This window comes from Gimesia alba (assembly GCF_007744675.1).
Taxonomy (GTDB): Bacteria; Planctomycetota; Planctomycetia; order Planctomycetales; family Planctomycetaceae; genus Gimesia; species Gimesia alba.
This window is the reverse complement of the sequence record NZ_CP036269.1, coordinates 5,552,359-5,578,209: the sequence shown is the minus strand read 5'-3', so window position 1 is coordinate 5,578,209 and position 25,851 is coordinate 5,552,359. Positions and strand designations below refer to the sequence as shown.

The 25,851-nt window shown below is 50.8% G+C and carries 17 protein-coding genes; 8 read left to right on the top strand and 9 right to left on the bottom strand.

From position 1 onward, the window contains the following. Positions 1-5 precede the first annotated feature (5 nt). From Pan241w_RS20800 to Pan241w_RS20785, 4 genes are all read right to left on the bottom strand, one after another. Positions 6-785: an amidohydrolase family protein gene (locus Pan241w_RS20800; RefSeq protein WP_145219550.1), complete on the bottom strand. Its 780-nt coding sequence runs from the start codon at positions 783-785 to the stop codon at positions 6-8. Beyond that, a complete protein-coding gene (locus Pan241w_RS20795; protein WP_145219548.1) occupies positions 782-1,564 on the bottom strand; it encodes an amidohydrolase family protein in 783 nt (260 codons plus the stop codon). Before Pan241w_RS20795 ends, Pan241w_RS20800 begins: the two co-directional genes overlap by 4 nt. A gap of 18 nt (positions 1,565-1,582) precedes the next feature. After that, the gene (locus Pan241w_RS20790; protein ID WP_145219546.1) at positions 1,583-2,854 is read right to left on the bottom strand and encodes a DUF6807 domain-containing protein; all 1,272 of its coding nucleotides are present in this window, start codon (positions 2,852-2,854) and stop codon (positions 1,583-1,585) included. 185 nt (positions 2,855-3,039) lie between these two features. Then, on the bottom strand, positions 3,040-4,719 hold the full coding sequence (locus Pan241w_RS20785; protein ID WP_145219544.1) for a COG1470 family protein: 1,680 nt from the start codon (positions 4,717-4,719) through the stop codon (positions 3,040-3,042). Positions 4,720-4,971: 252 nt separating this feature from the next. Between Pan241w_RS20785 and Pan241w_RS20780 the strand changes: the two genes are divergently transcribed. Continuing rightward, positions 4,972-5,943 (top strand): amidohydrolase family protein, encoded by a 972-nt coding sequence (locus tag Pan241w_RS20780; RefSeq protein WP_145219542.1) that lies wholly within the window; start codon positions 4,972-4,974, stop codon positions 5,941-5,943. Between the two features lie 1,116 nt (positions 5,944-7,059). Here Pan241w_RS20780 and Pan241w_RS20775 read toward each other — a convergent pair. The 4 genes from Pan241w_RS20775 to Pan241w_RS20760 all read right to left on the bottom strand — a co-directional run bounded on the left by Pan241w_RS20775 (position 7,060) and on the right by Pan241w_RS20760 (position 12,639). Further along, positions 7,060-8,409 carry a leucine-rich repeat domain-containing protein gene (locus Pan241w_RS20775; RefSeq protein ID WP_145219540.1) on the bottom strand — a complete coding sequence of 450 codons (1,350 nt, stop codon included), beginning with the start codon at positions 8,407-8,409 and terminating at the stop codon, positions 7,060-7,062. A 510-nt stretch (positions 8,410-8,919) separates the two neighbouring features. Next, the gene (locus tag Pan241w_RS20770) at positions 8,920-10,284 is read right to left on the bottom strand and encodes a hypothetical protein (protein ID WP_145219538.1); all 1,365 of its coding nucleotides are present in this window, start codon (positions 10,282-10,284) and stop codon (positions 8,920-8,922) included. A gap of 182 nt (positions 10,285-10,466) precedes the next feature. Beyond that, positions 10,467-11,924, bottom strand: a complete 1,458-nt coding sequence (locus tag Pan241w_RS20765) for an APC family permease (RefSeq protein WP_145219536.1) — start codon at positions 11,922-11,924, stop codon at positions 10,467-10,469. Between the two features lie 52 nt (positions 11,925-11,976). Continuing rightward, entirely contained in the window at positions 11,977-12,639 is a 663-nt protein-coding gene (locus Pan241w_RS20760; RefSeq protein WP_145219534.1) for a class I SAM-dependent methyltransferase, read from the bottom strand. Positions 12,640-12,971: 332 nt separating this feature from the next. On the opposite strand from Pan241w_RS20760, the gene glgC reads away from it, so the two are divergent. Continuing rightward, entirely contained in the window at positions 12,972-14,207 is a 1,236-nt protein-coding gene (glgC, locus tag Pan241w_RS20755) for a glucose-1-phosphate adenylyltransferase (RefSeq protein WP_145219532.1), read from the top strand. 516 nt (positions 14,208-14,723) lie between these two features. Continuing rightward, positions 14,724-16,142 carry an arylsulfatase gene (locus tag Pan241w_RS20750; protein ID WP_145219530.1) on the top strand — a complete coding sequence of 473 codons (1,419 nt, stop codon included), beginning with the start codon at positions 14,724-14,726 and terminating at the stop codon, positions 16,140-16,142. Positions 16,143-16,231: 89 nt separating this feature from the next. Here the strand turns inward: Pan241w_RS20750 and Pan241w_RS20745 are convergent, their stop codons facing one another. Next, entirely contained in the window at positions 16,232-18,118 is a 1,887-nt protein-coding gene (locus tag Pan241w_RS20745) for a DUF1598 domain-containing protein (RefSeq protein WP_145219528.1), read from the bottom strand. 265 nt (positions 18,119-18,383) lie between these two features. Between Pan241w_RS20745 and mutM the strand changes: the two genes are divergently transcribed. The 5 genes from mutM (at position 18,384) to Pan241w_RS20720 (ending at position 25,841) form a co-directional block, all read left to right on the top strand. Beyond that, the gene (gene mutM / locus Pan241w_RS20740; protein WP_145219526.1) at positions 18,384-19,232 is read left to right on the top strand and encodes a DNA-formamidopyrimidine glycosylase; all 849 of its coding nucleotides are present in this window, start codon (positions 18,384-18,386) and stop codon (positions 19,230-19,232) included. A 201-nt stretch (positions 19,233-19,433) separates the two neighbouring features. Next, positions 19,434-21,161: an ATP-binding protein gene (locus Pan241w_RS20735; protein ID WP_145219524.1), complete on the top strand. Its 1,728-nt coding sequence runs from the start codon at positions 19,434-19,436 to the stop codon at positions 21,159-21,161. A 92-nt stretch (positions 21,162-21,253) separates the two neighbouring features. Further along, positions 21,254-22,015, top strand: coding sequence for a 23S rRNA (guanosine(2251)-2'-O)-methyltransferase RlmB (gene rlmB, locus Pan241w_RS20730; protein WP_145219522.1), 762 nt, complete (start codon positions 21,254-21,256; stop codon positions 22,013-22,015). A gap of 389 nt (positions 22,016-22,404) precedes the next feature. Continuing rightward, a complete protein-coding gene (locus tag Pan241w_RS20725) occupies positions 22,405-23,379 on the top strand; it encodes an SDR family oxidoreductase (RefSeq protein WP_145219520.1) in 975 nt (324 codons plus the stop codon). Positions 23,380-23,468: 89 nt separating this feature from the next. Next, a complete protein-coding gene (locus Pan241w_RS20720) occupies positions 23,469-25,841 on the top strand; it encodes a polysaccharide biosynthesis tyrosine autokinase (protein WP_145219518.1) in 2,373 nt (790 codons plus the stop codon). Positions 25,842-25,851 lie beyond the last annotated feature (10 nt).

Below are 25,851 nucleotides of genomic sequence, written 5' to 3'. Positions count from 1 at the left end.
ACGGTTTATGTATTCGCATTCACAAACCGTGTTTGGGCATTCTTCCACGTGATCTGCGTTTCGATTTCCATTCCCAGGTCAGACTCTTTCAGCTTGTTTAAGCTCGAATCCAGATAGAAAAACGGCAAATAGGAACCGAACAGAATCTGCTGGTAAGGCACCTGTTTCATCAGTTTCTCAATCCCGCCGACTCCTTCGAGCATCGAAATTTCAATCGTCAGATTCGGGTTTTCAGTCAGGCTGGTTAAGTTCGCTCCTCTCAGCGATTTCATTCCATTCAGAATCGTCACTTGCAATTCATCGTGTTGCTTCATCAAGTCGGGTAATGCCTCGAACTTGACATCGGGAATACGCATCAAAGGATGCTGCGTCCGATCGTCTTCCATCCGCATCGCGATCTGCACAAACAGCTTTCGCTCTGCCGCCATCGCAAACAGTTTTTTTACCGCCGGATTGCTCAGTTGATACTCATGATAATTGGGATGCAGCCGCACGCCGGGCATCTTCCATTCTTCATGACAGGCGATCACATCATCTTCCCAGCCAGGTAGACGGGGGTTGATTGTTCCCACCGGAATCAGCAAATCGGGACCACTTTTTTTGCATTCCGCAACCAGTCTTTGATTCACCGCGCGAATATCCTTGTGCAGTAAACCGTCAAAGCTGCCGGCGAAGGCCTGTTGGATCTGATTCTGTTTCAATTTTTGAACCAGCTTCGTTGTTTCATCGTGCGGCAAGCGTCGGAACGGCCAGCGGGAGAGATATACATTCACGTCAAAAATCATACTTTGATCCCCTTCTCTTTCAAAATGGGGGTCAGCAGTCGTTTCAGATTCCCACCCAGAATAAGTCGTTTGGAAACTTCAGGAATGTCGGCGCCTTGAACCTTGGCGAGTTGTGAAGAAAAACTGCGGCCGCCGATATCGCTGCCATACAGCACGCGGTCGGCCCCCAGCGTTCGCACCGCCATTTCTGTGATTCCGGCAGTCGGATCAAATCCGCCAATCCCGGCGTACAGATTGGGACTGTCTTGAATCGCCCGCAGCCCCAATTCCCAGTCACCTCCGATATGTCCGGCGATCAACGGTGTATCCGGATGTCGTTTCGCCATCAGCGCCAGATCGCTGGGAGTCGATTCGCCTACCAGGTTCCCCCCGGTTTTGAACCAGGTATGCTGGTAAATCAACGCTTTCAGTTTCGCCGCGTGTTGAATGATGGGATCAATGGCGGGATCATTACAGCGCGCCGCCACCCACAATTTCACGCCGACCATCGGTCCGTTTTTCACACAGCGATCCAGTTCTTTGATGCTTTCGTCTACATACTTTGCATTGAGATACACAAAGCCAAACGCACGATCATGCCAGTGGCTGATTGCCTGCAGCACCTGATCGTTCTGCTCTCGAAATTGTTTGGGACTCGGATCAGTGAGAAAGGGCCAGCCCATAAAAAACACCAGCCGTTCCACTCCCATCCGGTCCGCATATCCCATCAACTGGGCGATGCGTTCATCGGCCGTTTTTCCATCCACCCCGGACAGGTGGCAATGTAAGTCCCAGATCATTGTTGATACTTTCCGCAATCAATTCTGTTCGGCGTTTAACGTGAGCGAGGCGGTCGAAGGGTGAGCATAATTCTGCCAGACTGTTTCTGTGCGCGGATGAGCCTGTCCATCGTGAACCAGAAAACGATAGTGGCTGATGTTCGGCTTGCCCGGTTCAATCCCCCAGTCACCCAGCGCACTGGGCGTAAACACCATGTAAGGCATCGAAGGGTGAATTCGTACCGGCTCAGGAAATCGAAAATTGGAAGGATGACTCAGAATGGTAAATCCGCTCCAGCCTTTTTTCTGATCAACGGTTCCCGAAATATCGCACCAGCGTGAACGATCGTGATTTCCATTCTCGCGCGTCTTGCCGTTCGATGTCAAAAACCGGCAGTTCTCTTTTGACCAGCCACGACCGCCGCGAATCGCCATCCCGCCATAATGGTACTTGGGGAGTTTGAGTTCACTCTCCGTAGCGCAACGGGCTTCTGAAGTAATATCATACAACCAGAAGTCCGGCTTTTTACCAGGCTGATTCCAGACCCGAATCGTCCACACTTCAATCAGCGCGGGCTTTTCTTCCGGGCCGGTCAGGTCCACGTGTTCCTGCTCTACTTTCAATTCTGCAAAGACGGGACCTGCCTGTTTCGAAATCAGCTTGTGAAAACGAACGCGGCCTTTTTTACTTTTGATTTCCCAGAAGTTCGTCGCCCGTCCTTCGAATTCCGCTTTGGTATAAGCCAGGAACTGACCACTCTGATGCGCGTGATCGGGAGGGAATTCGTCAGAGACAATCTTTCCGCCGGGCGTCCAGATCGGATGAATGTGGGCACTGCGTCCATAGAGCGGATCGAGTGAATCAGGCGCCGGAATGTGTTTATAGTTGTAATTTAAAACCGGACGCTCTCCGACCCGCATCTGGTACGCCTTCCCGGTATCTTTGATCGTGACCTTGTTTTTGACGTCAAGTTGCCCCGCTTTTAAATCAAACACCCGTTTGGTCCCAGCGGCTGTCTTGCCCGGCGGAATGAACCAGAGCCGATCTGCCGCCGATGGTCGCTTTTCAATCTGTGCGGGAATCTTCTGTGAATTCGAACCCGAAGTTTCCACAAGGTAAACCGCGTCTTGAGCCAACCCGGTTTCAGGCAGCGTCACAAACACCGGTTCATTTTCCATCGCCTGTGAATCGTTTTGGATGGTGATCTGGCCCAGCGTGGAATCGGCCGCATGCAGGGTAGCCGGAATTCCAATGAAACAGAACACCAGCATCAGTAATAAGAATCGAGCACAGTGGGGCAATGAATTCATCTGAATCTCTCAGGCAAGGGGAGAAAATCCTCGGCATGAGCCGGTAAATGGATCATCTCTATGCTACTCACTTATTGAAGGGACTTGCAATCTTACAAACGCCGATTGTGTAAGATCATCGGGAATGCCTCGGCGAATTCAAGTACAGTTTATGAGCTGTTCTGAACGAATTCCCGGGAACCGTCTCAGGGATACAGATAGAGCACAGGCAGATAGATCGGCTGTGGCTGGCAGGGGCAGGACTGCACAGGGCCGGGCTGTACCGGGGCAGGGGGAGTGGCCGGAGTCGTTTTCTTCGGCTGAGGCACTGGTGTCGGTTTGGGGGTAATTTGCTTCGCCAGAATCGTCTGGTCCCATACCTCTACATCCAGCGAAATATCTTGAGAAACCAGCTGCGCCTGCGATTTCACATTGCCGGGTTTGACTGCTTTCACGCGCGCTCGTAGCGTTCGTGATTCACCGGCTGCCAGTTGATCAATCTTCAGCGTCAGTTGACGTCCTGCCTCGTGTTCCAGTCCTTCCGGCAGATCCAGATCCAATCGGATCTGTTCCTGGCTCAGACGTCCCTGATTATGAATGATCAAATCGAGTGGGAAGACATCGCCCTCGCTGACGACTTCAGGCACTTGAACCTTAAGCTCAACTTGTGGATTCGAGATTTCCGTCGAACTTGCCACATTCGAAACCAGTTTGATTTCCGAATTCGTTTTCACGCTCCCCGCCTGATCCAGAAAGACCTTAACCTGCAGCTCGCGTTCTTCATCAGGGTCCAGTCTCGCAATCTTCCAGTGCAGATGATTTTGATCAACGTCCGCCGGCGGTGAGAGATCCACCAGGCTGGCGGCTGGGGAAATGGTCTCGTCCACACGCACATCATAGGCGGGTCTCGTCCCCCGGTTGGTGACCAGAATGGAATATGTCAGCAGGTTCTGCACTGTGCCTTGCTGCGGAACCTGTTTTTGTATTTCGATATCGAGCTGTTCTTCCGCTTGAGGGGCACTCACCCGTGTGAGCCGATCAAGCTGACTTCGGTCGAGTGGCTGCTCTTGCCCTACCTGCAGATGTTCTCCGCCGGGAAAGCGTTCGTGGTACAGTGTCGGGCGAATGACCTGTTGGGGCTGTGTCTCTGCGCGGGCCAGATCTATTAGGCGCCAGCTTTGATCAAACAGCAGTCGTTCTGATGGCTCAAGCTGACCAGGCACTTCCGTCGACGATGGCTGTGCTTCTACAAAAAACGCATCATCTATCGCCGGGTCCAGCAGCTCCCGTTCAATAATGAGAATTTTCTGCACGTCCATCACCAGCGAGGGAGCAGCCGTCGGCAGCTCAGGTCGCATTGGTGTTTCTTCACGTGCTGCGATTCCCGAAAAGGCATCGGTTAGTTCTCCAAACGAAACATACAGCGGCTCTGTTTCCAGTTCGACGACAGGCAAGGAGACATCCGGTTCAACGCTAACGCGTGTGTCGATTAACGTCGTATCAGGCAGACTGGCAACGACTTCCGGTTCAGGGGGAATAATGGCATCAGCCACGTTTTTAACATGATCCTCGGGCATCGCCAGTAACAGCAGTACGGTCAGAATGATGGCTACCGCACCAACTGTCGAAGCCAGCGACCATTCGGGATCGGTGCCATACAGCGACTTGAGTTTCTGCATCCAGACCGGGGCAAAGTCTTCAAATTTGAACGAGAGATCAAAGCTTTCGATCTCGTCTTGCAGATCGTCGCTGTCCCAGTCAGATTCGAGAGACGATCCAACCTCGGTTTCTTCCATTTCGCTGTGAATACGTTCCTCTGTCTCCGATTCGGAAGGCAGTGGTTCACGACGATTCAAACTCGAGTTGAGGTCATCTGACTCGGGCATCACAATATCAAGTCCGTTGAATTTGTTCGTTGCCGATCCTGGCAACACTTGTCTCAAAATGAGCGAAGGAAAGATACACAGTGCGTGAAAATTAGCAAAAACAGCCCATAAAGGGAAGTGCGATTCAATTTCCCCCTCCAATCGGGTATTTTATTGTAAAGATAGATAGATCTAGCAGACTGTGAAAAATCTGGTATTCTAAAATAGTCAACATTGTCATAGTAGAAATCGTCTGCGCAGAGGAACAGCATCATGCAAAATATCGATCGTCGTACCTTTATCAAAACCGCATCGGCAGGTCTGGTTGCCGCCCAGACCGGAATCAGTTTGAGTGCCGAGAAAACGCCCCCGGTGAAACTCCCTGCGAAAGTTGTTGACACACATACGCATTTCTACGATCCCACGCGCCCCGAAGGCGTCCCTTGGCCGAGCAAGGGATCTTCTCTGTATCGCACCGTCCTCCCGAAACATTTTATCGAATTGAAAAAGTACCAGCCGGTCAACGCGACCGTGATCGTGGAAGCCAGCAAACTGGTCGAAGACAACCAGTGGATTCTGGATCTGGCGAAAGAGAATCCGGTCATCATCGGCTTTGTCGGCCGCCTGACGCCCGGCGATCCCATGTTCCGCACGCATCTCAAACGCTTTGCGAAAAATCCGATCTATAAAGGCATCCGTGTTAATTACAATCTGCTCGAACCCGGCTTGTCTCAGAACCAGTTCATTGATGACATGAAACTCATGGCCGACATGGGACTGCAGGTCGATCTGAACGGCGGTCCCGTCACACTCGACGGTGCCCGCCGCCTCGCGGAAAAAGTTCCCGATCTGCGCATCGTCGTTGACCATATCGGCAACGTCGTGATCAAGGGAGAGGAAATCGATCCCGAGTGGAAACGTTATATGGAAGCCCTTTCCGATCAGAAACAGGTCTTCGTTAAAATCTCCGCACTGGTCGAAGGCGCCTCTCGTCATCGTCCGGACAACGTTCCCGCCGACGTGGACTATTACCGCCCCACGCTGGACGTGATCTGGAAACAGATCGGCGTCGACCGCATGATCTTCGGCAGTAACTGGCCCGTTTCCGAACGCGCCGCCGACTATGTCACGCTGCAGAAAATCCTCGTCGACTACCTGCAGGACAAAGGCCAGTCGGCTCTCGACAAAGTCTTCTGGAAAAACTCCAAACTCGCCTACCGCTGGGACAAATACCCCGGCGAGTAATAGAATTATGAGCGGAATGGCGCTAGCCACCGTTTTTGAACCAGCAATCGATTTGTGTCTAGGGTTTCTGCATTTGTGGAACATCCAACACCAGTGCATCAATATCTCCGGAACTGAATAAACTCGCTCTTGACGCCGCGCCGCATAAACGAAAACTGCTCCCTTGTGTGTCGCGCGCGCGAATGAGCACCATCGTTTCAGGTGAAAAAACGGCATGCTGAGATAATGAGTACTATAAAACTCGCTGGTTTCAGCCATTTTTCAAAAAATCGCGGGCTGAAACTTATGCGGGTCGACACACTTCGGCGCACTTCTGCGCCACTTGGGACGTCTCCCGTCTTCCATGGACAGCTGCTCGGCACAGGTTCCCGTACAAACAATTTCCATTTTCTGTTGACTCCCTCACGCCGTTGAAAAGAATCCACCGAACAAATCCGGGATCACGAAATCCCTGTCATGATGAAACAACATCGAAACGGGAAAATGACCCCAAGCTGGTGAGACTGTTGGTTTACCAACAGTGAGTATGACATGAGAGAGAATCCTACCAGATATCCCTCGGACGACCCCAGATAAACATACAGAACCGAAACACATGGCACGTCATTTCATTTGCTACCACGAAAGACACGAAAAGCACGAAAAATGATTCTGTGAATTGGTAGTAAACTACAAAAAACAGATGAGACTCAAATAAAAAAGGGTGGCACTGTTGGCTTGCCCAACAGTGTTTAGAGTGACTCAATTAATTTGATGCTCCCCACACTCATTTATTTGATTGGTTAGTTATTTTGAGTTTGAGTCTCAGACTAAACCTGAAATTGATGCGGGATGCAATCTTGTAAATTGACTCCAGCACGACTGAAAATGGTTTAAAATAAAAGGTGAATTTAGTAAGGGACGATTGATATTACCCTCACTGTTGGACGAGCCAACAGTGCCACCCAGCCGAACGAGGGAATCAGAGAAAACTTCGCACAACCTTCCGCATTCCACATCGATACCGCAGGCCGACAAATGGGAGAGCCTCTGCAATCCGTTTTTAAGTGCTTTCGATTTTACCGGTAGGAAAATCTTGAAGAGTTGAAAGAAGAGCATAATCCAAGAATGGAAAGCTTAAGGCGATTTCAAAGGATTGCCTTTTGTGTTCAATTCTTCCAGCTGTTTCAGTTTTTTCAGAGAATCAGGCAACGAGGTGAGTTGGTTATTGGATACGGTTAATTCAGATAACTCTTCGAAACAACCGAGTGAATCGGGCAAAGCGCTCAACTGATTATTATCCAGATTCAACACAGTGAGTCCGACCAGCTTCTCGAACGATTGAGGTAATTCCGTGATTTGGTTGTTACTGACATCTAATAGAAATAATTGAGTTAATTGACCGAGTGTCTCTGGCAGGGAAGTCAGTTGATTGTCGGATAGATAAATGTGTGTCAGTTGGGAGAGTCGACAAAGAATTTCTGGAAAAGCTGAAAACTGATTCTGTTCGATACGTATGTAATAAAGCCGCGACAGTTTTTCTATGGAGTCAGGTAAAGCAGATAGTTGATTATTGCTTACTTGCATTTCTTCCAGCTGTTGCAGTTCACCGATGGAATCCGGCAATGATGTTAATTCATTGACAGACGCTGCCAATGCTTTCAAACGGGTGAGTTGTCCCAACGAATCTGGCAAAGATGTTAACTGGTTTTCAAACAGAGAAAGGCTCTGTAACTGACTCAGTTGACCCAGCGATTCCGGTAATGTACGGAACTGATTCCGATCTATGTCTAATGCGATTAGTCGCGCCAGGTCTCCTATCGATTCTGGCAGCATCGTCAAGTGGTTGACGGAGACTCGAAAATCCTCCAGATGAGACAGCAGTCCTATTGAGTCTGGTAAGGAATTCAATAAGTTTTCGGTGACAGACAAAGCTACCAGATTACCAAGCTGGCCAATTTCTACCGGAAGTGATGTAAGATGATTTTCATTGAGAGAGAGACATTTTAATTGCGAAAGCTGGCCTATCGTTGTCGGTAGCTCAGTGATCTGATTCCCGTTTATCTCCAGGCACTTCAATTCAGAGAAATTGCCAATCCATTCCGGCAGGGCAGAGATCTGGTTTCCTCCCAGATAAAGTTCCTTTAATCGGTTGAGTTTTCCGATTGATTCAGGAACAGACGTTAGATGATTGGAGGACAGAATCAGTCGATTTAGATGCGTCAGGTTCGCCAGGGAATCGGGGAGTATTCCTAATTCATTAAAACACAGATTTAGTTCTGTCAGTTGGGTGAGTGCACCGAGCGATTCCGGCAACGATTTCAAACAGTTACCACTCAGGTCAAGTTCAGACAATTGAGTCAGTTCTGTGAGTGATTTCGGGATTTCTGTCAGATCCAGACCACACAGGTCAAGCTCTTTTTCTTCATCGATGATCGCCTGTTGAATGGCCTGTTCTGCTTCCTGATAAGCTTTATTATTTGACATGAAAAAATAAATTTCTGTTTAATATTTAAGCGTACCAGGATTTTTTCTGGTTCCATTGCAGGAGTGATCTGAGAAGGAATGTCACCAGGCAGGCACACAGGCACTGCCTCTACGACAACATCGCGCCATCCCAATTTCTTTAATTCGAAACGCTTTTGTTATTTGTCGGTTGGGTGGCACTGTTGGCTCGTCCAACAGTGGGTGTAATATCAATCGTCCCTTACTAAATTCACCTTATATTTTAAACCATTTTCAGTCGTGCTGGAGTCAATTTACAAGATTGCATCCCGCATCAATTTCAGGTTTAGTCTGAGACTCAAACTCAAAATAACTAACCAATCAAATAAATAAGTATGGGGAGCATTAAATTAATTGAGTCACTCTAAACACTGTTGGGCAAGCCAACAGTGCCACCCTTTTTATTTGAGTTTCGTCTGTTTTTTGTAGTTTACTACCAATTTATAGAATCAGTTTTCGTGTGGTTTCGTGCCTTTCGTGGTAGCCACAAAACTACTTCGATTGCAGTCCCGCTGTATTGACCGCTTTCACACGATACTGGTACTGCTTTCCGTTTTCCGCCGTCTTGTCGACGAACTGGAATTTCAACAGCGGCAGCACCGGCGTATCCCCGTAGCTCATCCCCTGAAACAGCGGGCGGCCGAAACGGTTGGTTGGCTTTTCGGGAAGCTGGCCGATCTGGTTGCCGTCCCGTTCAATTACGAATGATTGAATGCCGCTTTCGAAGTCGGTTGGTGCGGTCCAAGTGATGGTGCCCGTGGAAGAATCGACTTTGACGTTGGTCGGTGCCGGTGGCGGCGTGGTGTCTTTGGTGGCACCCGTTTTGACGAAGTCGAGCCAGGCCATCGCGACGGTCTTGTTCGGCAGCCAGACGGCGGTCGCTTTGTCTCCCTTGTATTCCGCAAAAGGAACCGGCGTCTCTTCGCTGTTCAGCGGCGCCAGCCAGCCATCGCTGACTTTGACGGTTTTCAAAGGCGCGCCCACTTTCTCCGGCAGACGCATTTGCAGGCAGGCGTTAAAGAAGGGGATCGCCAGATAACGCGAGTCACCGGTTTCGTGTCCTGTTTTAGGATCGGGGGCAAAGCCGATCGGGGCGCCTTTAGCGCGGTAGGCTTTAAACATCGCCAGGCTGCCATCCCAGGCGCGGCGGAAGCGTTCGTGGCCTTTTTCTTTCAGGCCGGGATTGGCCATCATTGGAATTTGCATCGCTGCTTCGGGAATTTCCGGAGCTGGGATTTCTCCCTTGGTCCAGTAGCCAAAGGCGGTTCCCGACTGAAACCAGATTGCGACAATCCGTTCGGGGTATTGCATCTGCATCAGGCTCGACCAGAACCCGCCCCCCGAATGCCCCCACAGACACCAGGGAGCCGTTGCGACTTCAGGGTGACCGGAGAGCTTCGCCAGTTTTTTCAGCGATTCGATAAAGACTTTGTTCGAGCCGTTCCGAGGATCACACCACAGGCGGCAGTTTTGTTCTTTGGCCTGATGAAAGCTGGGGCCGAGCAGGGCACAGTTGTTTTTTCGCGCCAGTTCCTGCCAGTGTAGATCGTGGGCCGCGGTCACACTCCCCGTACAGGATCCTGAACCACAGCCGTGCTGATGCACGATAATCCCGCGGACTTCTTTGAGACCTTCGGGAATCCACAGCGTATAAGTCACGCCAATCTGCAGCTGCCCTTCTTTCGGATCGGTGGGCTGTTCGTAGGTCGTGCTATAATAGGGCGGCTGAAACGAAGCATCGACTTTCGGCAGTTCCAGCGGTGCAATTATTTTGGTTTCTTCCGCAGCGACAGGACAGATCAGCGTCTGTATCAGAAACAGGAGGGCGAGGGCAATCAAAGCGGCGCGTGATTTCATGGTTGTAATCCAGTAATAAAAGACCGGGGTGGGTTTCAGTTTCGATGGACATTCAGTTTACGCAATGATGCGTTTGCATGCCAGTTAGTGTTGCTTTATTCGAATGAGTCCCGGGAAAAGAAAGACATCAACATGTGCAGTCAAAAATGGAATGGGAAGGAACCGGGGCTAACGCCCTGCGGCTAATTGGGAACGTCTGACTGCTTGTTGCGGCTCATCCAGTACAGAGGTATGCCGATCAGAATGGGGATCACTCCCAAGAGCGTCAGTCCCCAGGCATACATCAGGCTGGAATACAGCATGTAAATCGAGGTGCCGCAAAACAGCAGCGGCGTGATAGGGTAGAGGGGCACGCGAAACGGGCGGTTCAGATGCGGGAGTTTGAACCGCAGCAGAATCAGACTCAGCCCCGTCAGCAGGAAGAAAATCCAGAACAGGGGCGCGGTCGCCGCCAGCAGGGTTTCAAAGCCGCCCCCATACATTTTCCAGTCGATGATATCCCAGTTCAACAGTTTGAAGGGGAGTTCCAGCAGACTCTGGCCGGCACCGGTGCCAACCAGAACAATCATGGCAACCGAAATCAACCCCTGCGTGAGTAGTGAGTATATCGGGGCGTTCACGCGATGATTCCACCGTGCCAGCATCGCGAAAAACCGATGATCCATTCCCAGACGCACATTCACCCGCGAACCGGTCAGGATCAAGCCGTTGATTGCGCCCAGAGAGGAAATCATGATGATCACGCTGATCATTTTCTGTCCTGGATCTCCCCAGGCATTTCCCAGCAGAGTGGCGGCCGGTGTGGGGGAATCGAGCAGACCCTGATAACCCAGCCCGAACAGGTACGCAGCGTTGATCAGCAGATAAATCACCAGGATGCCGATCGTGCCGACCATCAGTGCCCGCGGAATATTTCGGCCCGGCTCTTTGACTTCCGCAGCCACGAACGCGGCGTCATTCCAGCCGCCAAACGCATACAACACGAAAACCATCGCCAGACCCAGGTTGGCTCCGGAACTCGACTCGCCGACGACTGCTTCGGGCGCTGGTGTGGTGTTTGTTATGCCGAGGTAGATGCCGGCTCCGGCGATCGCGGCCAGCCCGATAACTTTCGCCAGCGTCAGAATATTCTGCGCCCATTTACCAACGACCAGCCCCAGCAGGTTTAAGCCAATCAGGATGCAGACCGAGAAACAAGCCAGCATTACCATCCAACTGTTGTAGACCTCGGAATTTGGCCCTTGTAAAAGTAAAAACGAAACCGCGTAGTCTGCGAAGACATACGACATGATGCCGATATTGGCCGGGTTGATCACGATGAACTGTGCCCAGCCAAACAGAAAACCGGTTCCGCTGCCGTATGTGCGCGAGAGAAAGACATAGTCTCCCCCCGTTTCAGGGATCGCAGACGCCAGTTCGGAATAACAGAGTGCGCCGGCCAGCATCAGGAGGCCTCCCAGTCCCCAGACGACAAAGCCCGCTTCGATGGATCCGGCAAAACTGAATACCGCGCTCGGCACTTTGAAGATCGAAACGCCGATCACAATTCCGATGATGATGTTGACCGTGTCCCACAGGCTCAGCTTTTGCAGGTAGCGTTCCGTCGATTCAGCCACTGGCTCTGGTTGATCTGAAGACATAGCTTGTCGGGTTCCCGAAAAGGCTGATTCTGAAAAGAAGTGCTACTCCGGATCAGTCCGGTGATTGGCCGACCAGAGCCGCCACTGGCATGGTCCAGATATCCAGCGTCTGTTCCGACTTGATCTCGAAACCGGCATCTTTCAGCAAACCAACGGCATTGATGGGCTGGCAGTCGACAATATGCGGGAAGTGCTGATGCATCCACTTGTAGGTCTTTTCCAGAACGCTGTCTTTTTCTCCCTCTTTAGGCAATGCCATCGAAACCACGCCCAGTCGTCCTTCCGGTTTCAGCACGCGTCGGATTTCCTTAAGCACTTCCGGAATCGTCTCCAGCGGGAACAGTTCCAGGGTAAAGCTCATACTGACGACATCAAACGTGTTCTCGTCGAACGGGAGGGGCGGCGTTATTGCGACAGAGAGTTCGACGCGATCGGCCAGCCCCGCTTCCGCGACTCGCTTTTCAGAGACCTTTTTCATCCCGTCCGAGATATCAACTCCATAGACTTTGCCCGATGCTCCGACCGCTTCGGCCAGCGCCACCAGGGAGTGGCCGGTGCCGTAACCGATTTCCAGAACGGTCTCACCTTCTTGAATCGCCAGTGCTTTCAGACCCTTTTCGCGAGCCACGTGCTCGTTGGAGTCGGCGATTAAGTCATAGGAATGACTGATACGATCGTAAAAAGATTTGGTGAGTTTTTCGTCAGAAGTACTCATGGATGCGTTCTCCGGAATCAAAGGTGAGAGTGTAACACCTCGGATTATAAATCGATCAATTCTCGGAGAGAAGTTAGAACCATGAAAACAATTCGAAGTTCATCAATTTGCAAAAGCCGTTCAGGAATTCAGGTAGTCTGTTTCAGAGCCGGGCATCCGGTTTTTAGGGAACAGAAAATACAACTTCTTCAAAACCGGGATTTTTAGAATTCCTTTCATTGCCGGAGCATGCTACAACATAGAGATCATACAATATTCATTTACGAATCGTGATCGCAGGCGAAGGAATGAGCCTGCTGAGATCGTGTTCCATATTTAAGGAGGGAGCAAGAATGCGAAATGTATTGGCTTTGGTTCTGGCCGGCGGTAAAGGGACGCGTCTGGAGCCGCTCACCCGGGATCGGGCGAAGCCTGCGGTTCCGTTTGGAGGCGGATATCGGATTATCGATTTCACTCTTTCCAACTGTATTAACAGTGGTTTACGTCGGATTCTGATTCTGACGCAATATAAAGCAGCCAGTCTGGACCGTCATATCAATTTGGGCTGGCGGTTTCTCTGCCGCGAGCTGAATGAATTTATTGATGTTCTGCCGCCGCAACAGCGGATTGATGAGCAGTGGTATCAGGGAACCGCTGATGCCGTCTACCAGAATATTTACACCATCGAACGGGCCCGCTCGGAACATATTTTGATTCTCTCCGGCGATCACATCTACAAAATGGATTATTCCAAGCTGATTCGGGACCATAAGGAATCGGGGGCGGAAGTCACCATCGGCTGTATTCCCGTCGATCGTACCGAGGCGACTCAGTTCGGTGTGATGGGCGTTGATGAGGATATGCGGGTCGTCAAGTTTGAAGAAAAGCCGGTTTCACCCGCACCGATGCCCAATCATCCCGATAAAAGTCTGGCGTCGATGGGAATTTATGTCTTCAACACGAATTTCCTGTTTGAGCGTCTCTGCTACGATGCGACTCAGTTAGACAGTTCGCACGATTTCGGAAAGAATATTATTCCCTCCATCATTGATGATCATCTGGTCCGCGCGTATCCCTTTCAGGATAAAAATACGGGCGACGGGCATTATTGGAGAGATGTGGGAACGATTGACGCCTTTTACGAGGCGAATATGGACCTGGTCTCGGTCCACCCGCAATTAAACCTGTATGACAATACGTGGCCCATTCGTTCCTACCAGCCGCCGGAACCACCTCCTAAGTTTGTGTTTGCCCAGAGCGAAGGTTCTAAGCCTCGCGTAGGGCAGGCGGTGGACAGTACGGTTTGCCCGGGGTCGATTATCTCGGGAGGCCGTGTCAGTCAGTCGATTATTTCGACCAACGTGCGCGTGAACAGTTGGGCGGAAGTCGATAATTCGATTTTGTTCTCCGGCGTCAATGTCGGCCGTCATGCCAAAATTCGGAACGCCATTATCGATAAGGGCGTCTCCATCCCCAAGAATTGCGAAATTGGCTATGACCTGGAGCAGGATAAGAAACGTGGGTTTACCGTTTCGGAATCGGGTATCGTGGTCATCGGCAAGATGGATGGATTCCCCGGCGAAGGGTAAAGCAAAAAAGCAAGCCGCGGAAGCATCTAAGACAATAGAGATGCTTCCGTCGGGCTATGCGCATAAAAATTCCCGGAAGCAGTAGCCCAGGGGGGGGAAGGACTTGTACTACTTCCGGGAGGCGATTGTTCGCCTTTGTATTTTCTGTTTCTTGATTGATTCGAGCCAGCTGACAGATTGCTTTAACTGCTTCAAAAGATCGATGCCGCAGCTTCCGTGCTTTGGGCATTCGATCTTTCCATTGAGAGAATAAAATCGCTCAACGGACACCGGTATTTGCTTGAAGGTTGAAAAAGGAATTGATAACTGTCAATCTGAGGTGTGATGTTATCAGGAATTGTTTTTTCGAAGTTTGTCAATCAGCGTGATTGCTGATGGTGCGGGGAGAATAAATTTTCAATCTGATTCGGTCAACCCCAATCTAAAACGTTTTTTAAAAATGATTTCTGAAAACATGATCCGCGTGTAAATTTTTCAAAAAGCGACTCCAACACAAAACAGGAAAGGTTCTGGCATATGCTTTTACGATTCGTTTTTCTTGCAACCCTGTTGTGCTGTCTGGCCGGGTATTATTCCCCAGTCTCCGAGGCGGCAGAACAAAAACCCAACATTATTTTTATCATGGCAGATGATCTCGGTTACGCCGAACTCGGTTGTTATGGTCAGACGAAAATCAAAACGCCGCACATCGACAAGCTGGCGGCAGACGGAATGAAATTCACCCAGGCATATGCAGGTTGTATGGTGTGTCAGCCTTCGCGGAGCGTGTTGATGACGGGGCAACACACGGGGCATACCGCCGTTCGTGCCAACGATCTAAATCAGCTGTTGTATGAAGAAGACAAAACCGTAGCCGAAGTGTTGAAAGCAGCCGGCTATGCGACGGGCATGTTCGGCAAGTGGGGCCTGGGTTATGCAGGAACGCCTGGACAGCCTCTGAAGAAGGGCTTTGATACCTTCACCGGTCAATTACTGCAGGTGCATGCTCACTTTTATTATCCCTTCTGGATCTGGCACAACAATGAAAAACGGATGCTGCCGGAAAACGAAAATAATCAGCGGGGCACCTATATCAACGACCTGTTGCACGAAGATGCGATGAAATTCATTCGCAAAAATCAATCGCGCCCCTTCTTCGCCTATCTCCCTTACATTATTCCGCACGTCGAACTGGTGGTGCCGGAAGAATCAGAGCGTCCCTATCGCGGGAAGTTTCCTAAAAAGCAGATTCTGGACCCGCGTCCCGGCTATATCGGCTCGGAAGACGGCCTGACGACCTTCGCCGGTATGGTTTCACGTCTGGATGATAATGTCGGCGAACTCGTCGCGATGCTGGAAGAACTGGGCATTCGTGACAATACTTTGATTATCTTCACCTCTGACAACGGCGGGCAGGGGGGAACCTGGAAAGAAATGACCGATTTCTTTAACGGTAATGCACCACTACGCGGTCACAAAGGAACGATGTACGAAGGGGGCCTGCGGGTGCCGTTCATCGCCAGTTGGCCGGGTAAGATCAAACCGGGAACAACGTCCGACCTGCAGATCGGCTTCTGGGATATTCTGCCTACCTTCGCACAAGTGGCGGGGACCAAAGTGCCGGAAGGCATTGACATCGATGGCATTTCGTTTTTGCCGACGCTGCTGGGGAAAGGGACACAGGAGAAACAGAAATATCTCTACTGGGAATACACGAAGGATAAAATCCGTTCGCGTGCCCTGCGGAAGGGCGACTGGAAAGTGGTGCAGAATCGCATGAATCAGCCGGTCGAACTGTATGACCTCAGCAAAGACATTGGCGAGACGAAGAATCTCGCCAAACAGAATCCGGAAAAGGTCAAAGAGTTGACCAAAGTCATGCAGCAGGCTCATACAGAGCCGCGTGATTTTCCTCAAAACTTGAAGCCCATCGGCATCAAAGGCTATGTGAAATAGAGCTGTTTCCGGCAGTCAAAAATAAAAACCGCGGCCTGATGAACGGGCCGCGGTTTTTTTATGTCGTCTGATTGAATTCAATCAGGGTATTAGTTAGCCAGATCCCACCACCAGCGACCTACGGGCAATGCAGGAGCCTTGGATTGCGTGGAGACAGCGCCGACTTTCGGTGAGACTTTCAGGTTGTTCTGGTTTTTGACAACCGAGCCAGTATCGACGCGAACGCCGCCTGCGACCTGAACGACAACGTCTTTGCCGTTGAACACCCGGTGATTCACAACGGTTTCGACGGTGTGAGCCGGTTCGAATTCAGCAGGATGATAAGCACCGTTAGAAGCGAACGCGGTCATTTCCCAGTCGGCACGATCAGCCAGTTGTTCATTCCGCATCAGAGCAGCTACGAGAGCCAGGTCAAAAATGTTCTGCAGGTCGGCATATACCAGATCCTGTTGTGCCAGTTCCTGATAGTGTTTTGTGAAATTGGCAGCGAATTCCCGGTTCAGCTTTTCAGCCTGACCAGTCTGCAGCCGTTGACCTTCTTTGGTTACGATCTGATTTTCAGACTGACACAGAACGGAGGAACCAACCACCTGATACGCGGTCCGTTCGGCGTTGTGCAGGACGGAATCGTACTTCATGGTCAACCACCAGCGGAGGGCTTCCAGGTTTTGTGCTCCTTTGTTGTTCTCTTTTGCCAGCAGATCAAAGTAGCTGGGGATATTTTCGCCAGCATCCATTTTTCCGATGCCGATCAGCTTCATGCGGTAGTCGGCTTCGATCAGGACGCGGGCGACGCGTGAGGTATTAGGAACGCCGTACAGGGTGATGTCCTGCACGCCGAGCTTTTCTTTCAGTTGACGAGTCCAGCTGCGAACGCCGGCTCCGGCACGCAGCGGGCCGCGTGCATTGGACTGAGCGACGAATTCTTTGACGCGGGCCAGTCCTTCAGGACGAGGGTCAAAAGAACAGCCGAAGATTTCTTCACCTTGATTCGAGAACGTACGCAGGACAGTCACGAGGTCGTCCAGCTGCAGGACAGGGCGGCCGCTTTCCACGCCGACTGCCAGTCCCTGTTCGTTGTAGATCCAAGCTTCTGCCGGACCGGCAACGACAACTTCGTTTTCTTCCGGATAAACAAATACGTATTCAACTTTCGTCAGTCCTGCCAGCATCTTCATCGTTTCGACAGGAGAACGTCCTTCTTCAATCAGCTGCTGGACTTCTTTTTCCAGACGGGTCAGCGAAACAAGACGCAGTTGACTGTTCTGAGCCACGTTTTGATTCAGGTCGGCTTCACGGGCTTTAATTCCCAGAGCCGCCAATCGACCGTTGAGTTCCTGTTTGCTGATGTGGTGCAGCAGACCGTTGGGATCAACGCGCACCCCACTGTCAAACTGTCGGATCGATCCTTCACCTTCACCGGTGTCTTCCCAAAGTCCTGATGTCTGTGTCTGAATCAGTTCAATCAGCTGAGTAAAGTCAGCCAGCTGTGATCCCCCGGCCATTGACATGGCTTTGGTGCGTTCGCCCATGGCTTTCGTGCGTTCTTCTGCCAGTGGAATCCGATTGATGGTTCCCAGGGCGGCGACAAAGTCACCCGAGTTCAGTTGAGCTTCGACAACCATTCGCAACAGTTGTGTCCGTTGGTGAAGGTTCTCAACCGTTTCAGCCACTTCAATGGCCTGACCGAATTCACCGGCTTCTAAATGAGCGGCGACCTGTTCTTCAGGAGCGACGCGCGGTGTTTCGACGACAGGTTCCGTCTGCACTTCAGGAACCACAGTCACTGTTTCTTGTTCTTCCAGAACAATCGGCGATTCTTCTGGAGCTTGAATTTGTTCCGGAGTGTTTTCTACAGTCACAGCCGGTCGTGGTTTGACCAGATAAAAGGTGACTGCCAGAACGATAGATAAACAGGCGACTGTTGCCAGAACTGAAACAACACTGGAGCCTACTCGAGGGTTTTTAGGGCGCATGGACGCTCTCCGATTGGGCACTTATGACTAACGGACTATCTTGCGGTTCGTATGTATACTTTCTGCAAGATCGGGAAGTTATAGACTTTAGGTCTAGGATCGTCCAACTTTGCCCCAACGTCAAGCGTAATCTTAAATTTCTTGGCCTTCCTATTTCAGCTCAGCTCCGAGATCCAGAGAACAGTTACAAGTAGTAGAATAGAAACACATCGTTCAAAATCTGTTACGCCGTCCAAAACCTTTGATTGATACAGAGAGAATATCCGTGCCAGAGCTACCTGAAGTCGAAACAATGGTTCGCGGCATTCGCGAGGCGGTCGAAGGCCGTCAGATCACTGAATTTCGAAAATGCCCCTGTTCCTGTAAACCGCTGACGATGACTCCTAGCTTTAAAACCATGCAGACAAGGGCTTTAAATCAAACAGTGATCGCCGTCAGACGACTTGCCAAACGGGTCATCCTCGATCTGGAAAATGAGAGCTCCTTCGTCATCGAACCTCGGATGACTGGACTGATGCTACTATCGGACCCGCCCGATGTAGAACACTTGCGCCTGGAGTGGCGATTGAAAAAAGGGCGTTCCCAGCACTCACTCTGGTTCTGGGATCGCCGCGGTCTCGGAACGGTGCGGCTCTATCGCAAAGCGGAATTAAAAACCGCATTAGGACCAGAAAAACTGGGTCCCGATGCCCTGCTGATCACGTTGAAGGAGCTCAAGCAGCGTTGTGCGGCAACCAGCCGTGCGATCAAAGTCGCGTTATTGGACCAGAAACTGGTCGCCGGCATTGGAAATCTGTACGCCAGCGAAATCCTGCATGTGAGCCGAATTCACCCCGAACGCACCGCAAATCAATTAACAGATTCAGAAATTAAGACGATGCATCAAGCCATCAAACGCATTCTCAAAACCGCCATTCGCTATGAAGGTTCGACGCTGGGAGATGGGACGTACCGGAACGCCTTGAATCAATCCGGCAGCTATCAGAATCAGCATCGAGTCTACAGTCGCGAAGGAGAGAGATGCGGATCCTGCAAAGGGGCAGAAATTGTGCGCATCGTTCAGGCACAACGTTCTACGTTTTACTGCCCCTGTTGTCAGGTGGTCCAACAATAGTGTTCTTCGCTGGCGATTTAAGATAGAGACAGGAGTGGCTCTGGTGAACGTTCCTGCCAATATGAAATCTGACAAATTTCAATGAATTGCAGTGAGATTCTCAGAATCATGCTTTTCTATTCCGACGCTTATGGCTTAAGATCAAAGGGTATCAGGCGCAAGTCCCTGCTCTCTTTCTGATCCATTGGTTGATGGAACTTCATGTCGTACCGTGCTTTCAAAAAACTGTTGGGCGAAACCAACCTCGAACGGAAGTGTCGTTTTCTGTTTGGCGGCGGTTTAATGGTACTGATTACCGCCAGTTTTTCATTGAATACCTGGTTGAACAACCAGGTGCTCGACGACCAGAATATCACGTCTGCCCGTTTACTAGTGGCGCCCATTATTCTGGAAAAGCATTGGAAGTGGTCTGAGAACGATAAGAATTACAAAGACCTGATTGAGAAAATCGTTCAGTCAGTAAAATCAAAAGATCTCGGCGATTACAGTTGGGCCGTGTTTAAACCCAATCCCTCTGATGCCGATTCCAATGAGCGTCCGATTGACAGTGCCGGTTACGAAGCGCTGGAACGCATCAAAGAAGGCGAGACGGAAATCTTTTATCAGGATGAGACTGAGGGACGATTTCAGTATTACAGCGCGATCTATGCTTCGGAGTCCTGCGTCGACTGTCACCGACTGCACGACGATCCGAATTTACAGCTCGGCGGTCTGATCGGGATTGTTAATATCCGCTTTCCCTCTCAGAAGGTAGAGCAGGCGTTGAACTGGAACAAAGCGATCAACCTCGCTTCCGCGATCGTGACCGCCTTTCTGGCGATGCTGGCTGCCTATGCGATTGTACGATATGTGATCGTGAAACCGGTCTTGCACTTAAAAGATGTCAGTGACGAAATTGCCCACGGAAACCTCGACTTAAGAGCCGACATTCGCACGGGAGATGAATTCGAAGAACTGAGTTACGCGTTCAACCGCATGTTGCGGCACCTCGTCACCGTGCAGGAAGAATTGCGAACTGTGAATACCGACCTGGATACCAAGGTCGATGAACTGGCGCAGGTCAACTTGCGGCTGTATGAAATGAACAAACTCAAAGACGAGTTTCTGGCGACGATGAGCCATGAGCTGCGCACGCCGCTTAATAGTATTCTGGGTTTCAGTGATTTGCTGGCGAACTCCAAAGATCTGGGAGAGAAACAGAAACGCTACGTGGCCAACATTCAAATGTCTGGCAAAAATCTGCTCGCCCAAATCAATGATGTTTTGGATCTCGCCAAGATCGAGAGCGGCAAGATGGAATTGCAGCTTTCTGAAATTGCCATTGCCGATCTGATTGAACGCCGGGTCGGCACGATGCTGCCTCTGGCCGATAAGAAAAACATTGAAGTCACTTCGGAAATCGACCCGAAAATTCCGATCCTCTTTCAGGATTCCGTTAAGATTCAGCAGATCCTGAATAACCTGATTTCCAACGCGATCAAATTTACGCCCGAAGGGGGTCGCGTTCATGTTGCCGCAACTCTCTGTGAAGATGATCCTGATATGATGGAACTGGTTGTGGAAGATACCGGCATCGGGATTCCCCTGGATGAGCAGGAACACATCTTCGAAAAATTCCGCCAGGGCAAGTCGTCTCCTGAATCAAGAGACGCGTTAACCCGTTCCTATGAAGGGACCGGCTTAGGGCTTTCCATCATTCGCGAGCTTTCGAAGTTACTGGACGGCGAAGTCTTTCTGGAAAGTGAGTTCGGCCGCGGGAGTAAATTTACCGTCAGGCTGCCTGTGAAGATGAGTGTCGACCAGGAGCATCTGCTTTCTGATTTGAACGATACTGCTGTAGGCATGAATCGCATTAATACCTCAGATCTGGCCGAGTATGCACAGGAAAAACTCGCACAGAACAAACATTCTGAGACGCGCACTCCTTGAAACTGCCGTAAAGAGACTCTACCCTTTGCCTTCTACCCGGCGATTGCCGTTCTTCTTATTCGTTCCCGTTGTTGACTCAGGAAGTGAATTCTGTGGCTCTGGAGTTGAAAAATCCTCATAGTGTTCTGGCTGCGCTGCAATCGCGGCCCATCGATGTCACAGAGATTCGGCTTTCAGCGGGTTCCGCACAGGGGAACTGGGGGGATGTCGCCGATGAGGCACGCAGCCATCGCATTCCCGTGGTCATCAAGAAGTCGGCTCCGCAGAAGATGAAACGCAAGCAATCGGAAGAGCAGGGGCGTCGCACCGCAGGTTCCGTTGCGCTGGTCAAGCCGCGTACGCCTTCTTCACTGAGAGAAATCTTTGCAGGATCGGAAGACGGCACGGAACTGAGTGGTCTCTGGCTGGCGCTGGATTGTATTCAGGACCCGCACAACATCGGCGCCATTTTTCGTACGGCTGCCTTTTTTGGTGTGCGGGGCATTGTGCTCACGAAAGATCGTTCGGCTCCACTGAATGCGACCGTGTACGATGTCGCTTCAGGCGGAATGGAAGCGGTTCCGTTTGCAGTGGAAACAAATTTAAGCAGAGCCATCACCGATGCAAAAGAATCCGGCGTCTGGGTGATGGGAACCTCCGAGCACGCCGAAGATGATGTCTCGACGTTTCATCAGGATCGCCCCTGGATGGTGGTCATCGGCAACGAAGAAAAGGGACTCAGACGTCTCACACTGGAACAGTGTGATGTGGTCTGCCGCCTGACGCCCACCGGGCTTGTGGATTCACTGAATGCCTCTGTGGCCGCCGGAATCATGATCGCGAGATTCTCTCCCTTTGGCCCCGGCGTGAAATAGCGCGACGTGCTTTCACGCGAAATTCATCTGATAATGGGTACAATCATCAAAATGTCGATGATTGCTACAACACGTGTTTCACGTAGCGATTAAATCGGATTTACCCGTTATCTCTCTGCACCAGGTTCCAAATCTACAGGTGCACTCTGCCGCAGGACTGCTCATTATTTTGGTTGTATGGGAAATGCCTGTCTATAATATGAAGTAAGGCCGCGGGTTGAGGATGTTCGATAATTTCTAAGAGGAATACTCGGAATTCATAACTTATTCCGCGCAAAAGTCATGCTACATTGAAGGTATAGATTCGGGAAACTCCGATTGAGAGGCCAGGGCGTCTGCTGATTGATCGTGAGACCCAGTACAACATTATCAATGCAGGAAATAATCACGTGACAAATTATTTAGTAACCGGTGGTGCAGGATTTATTGGTTCTCATATCGCAACGCGTCTGGTCAAGGAAGGGCACACCGTGCGTGTGTTTGATAATCTCAGTACCGGGGCATTGAAAAACCTGGCGCATCTCAAAGATCAGGTCGAATTCGTGGAAGGCGATCTGCGAGATTTAAAAGCAGTCGAACAGGCCACCAAAGGCATTGATATTGTTTTTCATCAGGCCGCGCTGGCTTCGGTCCCACGGAGCATTGATCATCCGCTCGATACACACGAAGCCTGTGTGACGGGAACCATTCATGTGCTGGATGCCGCCCGCCGTCTGGGTGTGCAGCGTGTGGTCTATGCCGGTTCGAGTAGTGCGTATGGGAATCAGAAACAAATGCCCAAGCACGAAGGCCAGACACCGGAAGTACTCTCGCCGTATGCTGCAGCCAAACTGGCAGGGGAACTTTACTGTCAGGCGTTTGCGAATTCTTACGACCTGGAAACCGTTCGTATCCGCTACTTCAATGTCTTCGGCCCACGTCAGGATCCCAACAGTCCCTATTCCGCCGTGATTCCTTTGTTCGCCTCCGCATTGCTCGAAGGGCGACAACCTGTCATTTACGGCGACGGCACTCAGTCACGCGATTTTACATACGTTGACAATGTTGTGCAGGCGAATCTGCTGGCTTCACAGGCAGACGCCAGTGTCGTCTCGGGAAATGTTTACAACGTCGCCTGTGGCAGTTCTTTGAACCTGATTGATCTCTTGAAGTCGATCTGTGAGCAGTTAGAGAAGCCTTACAATCCCGATTTCCAGCCGCGACGGACTGGAGATGTGCTGCACTCATGGGCGGATATCTCTGCGGCGCAGCGGGATCTCGGCTATGAGCCCGTGGTGGATATCAAAGAAGGCTTACGCCGCACGATTGACTGGTATGCCGAATATGTCAAATCGGAATCCAAACCCTGTCTGGGCGGCTGTTAGTCAGACAGCCAGATCAACGATTTCTTAAAGATTAATTTTGAATATTTGCTGAAGCATCTCAGCGTTTAGATAGACCAGGACCTGGTGTCGTGAATAACGAATTTCAACCTCTGGATCAACAATCCGATTTTGCCATCGATGGCATGGAAGAGCATGCGCCGATCAATTCTTCCGGTCCCGGAGTTGATATTGTACGTCTGTTGTTTCGGAATAAATTTCTGCTGGTCACCGGCCTGGTCGCAGGTCTATTGCTGGGGCAGGTAGCTTACATGAAGCTGGGCCCCATCTATTCTGCCAGTACCAAGGTCCAGGTTTCACAGAAAAACCCCGTCCCGATTAAAGAGGGAGAAGTTCAGACATTCGGTGAACTGACCGCACACATCGACGTGATTAAAAGCCCGCGGATTGTAGGTGAAGCGGTCAAAGAAGCGAAACTGAATGAACTGCCTTCACTGGCGGGAGAGAAAGATCCCACGCAGGATATTATCGATACGTTAAAGGTTAAACGCATTTCGGGGAATGACCGCGCGTACTTGAACATTCTGAGTATCACTTACGAAAATCCATTGTCGGCAGATGCCAAAGCGGTGACGGAAGCAGTCGTCAAAGCATATCGCAAATACCTGAACGATGTCAGTGACGAAAACACCAAAGACATTATCAAGCAGCTGAATGTGGCGAATCAGCAGATTTCGACTGATCTGGAACAAAAGAAAAAAGAGTACAAAGAGTTCCGGGAAAAGGCACCCCTGTATTGGGAAAATACACCCGGTTCCGAAGCCGCCGTCGCCGGCAGCACCAACGTGCATCAGGAGCGGGTCAAAGCCATCGACAATGAACGCCGCCTCAATTTGCTGAAACTGACTGAACTGAAATCAAAAATCGATTCACTCAAAGCGGCAATCGCCAGTGGAGAATCTAAAGAAACACTCGAACTTCTGGCGCAGCAGTTCCTGATGGGACAGACCCGCGGACAAGCGGGCAACGCCAATGCGAATCAAGGTCAAATTGCCACACCCAATACGACGCAGGTTGACCGCGCGCGTGCCGCTCTCGAAACACATCTGATGCCGCTGTTGATTCAAAAACATCGTCTCGAACGCGACTATCAAAAAAATCATCCCGATCTGGATGCCGTTAATCGCAGTATTGAAACTGTGATCAACCTGTATCGACGACAGGGGCTGGATATCTCGGCTGAGAATCTCGAATCGGGCGACTTCAAAATTGCCAAAGTGAAAGACGTCGATTTTGTGAACGTCTATCTCAAATCGATGGAGCAGCAGCTCAAAGAACTAAATAATCGGGAAACCGAACTGACCAAACTGTTCGATCAGGAAACGGCACTTGCTAAAAATGTGGGGAACTTTCAAGTTGTTGATCAGTCATACAATGAAGAAATCGCCCAGTTGAAATCACAACGCGAAGATATTTTCAAACAGTTGCTGTTGGAAAAAGTCTCGCAGGGAGATGCTGGTTATACATTGACTCAACTCGCTCCGGTCAAAGATGAACTGGTCATCAAACGCCAGTTGAAATTCCTGATGGCAGGTGGCGCCGTTGGTCTGGGGCTCGTTCTGGCCATTTCCTACTTCAGAGAAATGCGTGATACCACCGTGAAGTCGGTCGATGAAATCAGAAATCAATTCCACTTGCCAATTCTGGGCGAAGTTCCCGCATTCGCCGAAAGCGAAGCGGCTATGGACGACAGCGATTTTGATCCGGCGCTCTGGTATTATTATCGCCCCGCTTCCCGGGAAGCCGAAGCATTCCGCTCTCTACGTACGTCGCTACTGCTGAAAACAGATCGCAGTGGTGCCAAAGTCCTGCAGATGACCAGCGCTGAACCCGGCGATGGAAAAACGACTTCCATTTCCAACCTGGCTCTGGCGATCGCGCAAACAGGCCGCAAGGTTCTGATTGTCGATGCCGACCTGCGGCGACCCACCGTACATAAATTGTTCGGCCTGGCGAACGCCATTGGGTTAGGCGATGTCATGGCTGAAGAGATCGATGCCCAGACGGCGATTCGTGAAACCAGAATCAGTAATCTCTCGATCATGACCGCGGGAACGCTGCCGGAGAATCCATCCGAAATGCTGATGTCGCGGCGTTTCATCGATTTAATCAAACAGTTGCGTAATGAATATGACTATGTTCTCATCGATACGCCACCTCTGGTCGTTGTCAGCGATCCGTCAGTGATTGCCTCAACGGTGGACGGTGTGCTGCTGGTCGTACGCCTTGATAAGAACCGCCACGGCGTGATCCGCAAAGTGCAACAGATCATTCAGACTAACGGCATCAAAGTGACCGGCGTCCTGGCCAACGGCATCTTCTCTGGCCGCTATGGCGAATACGATTACGGGGCCGGCGAAGGCTATCAGGAATATTTTGAGGCGCAGCCGAAAAAGAAAATAAGGCAGCCTGCTGTTCCGGTAAATTCGGATATCACCGGCTAAGTCTGATCGC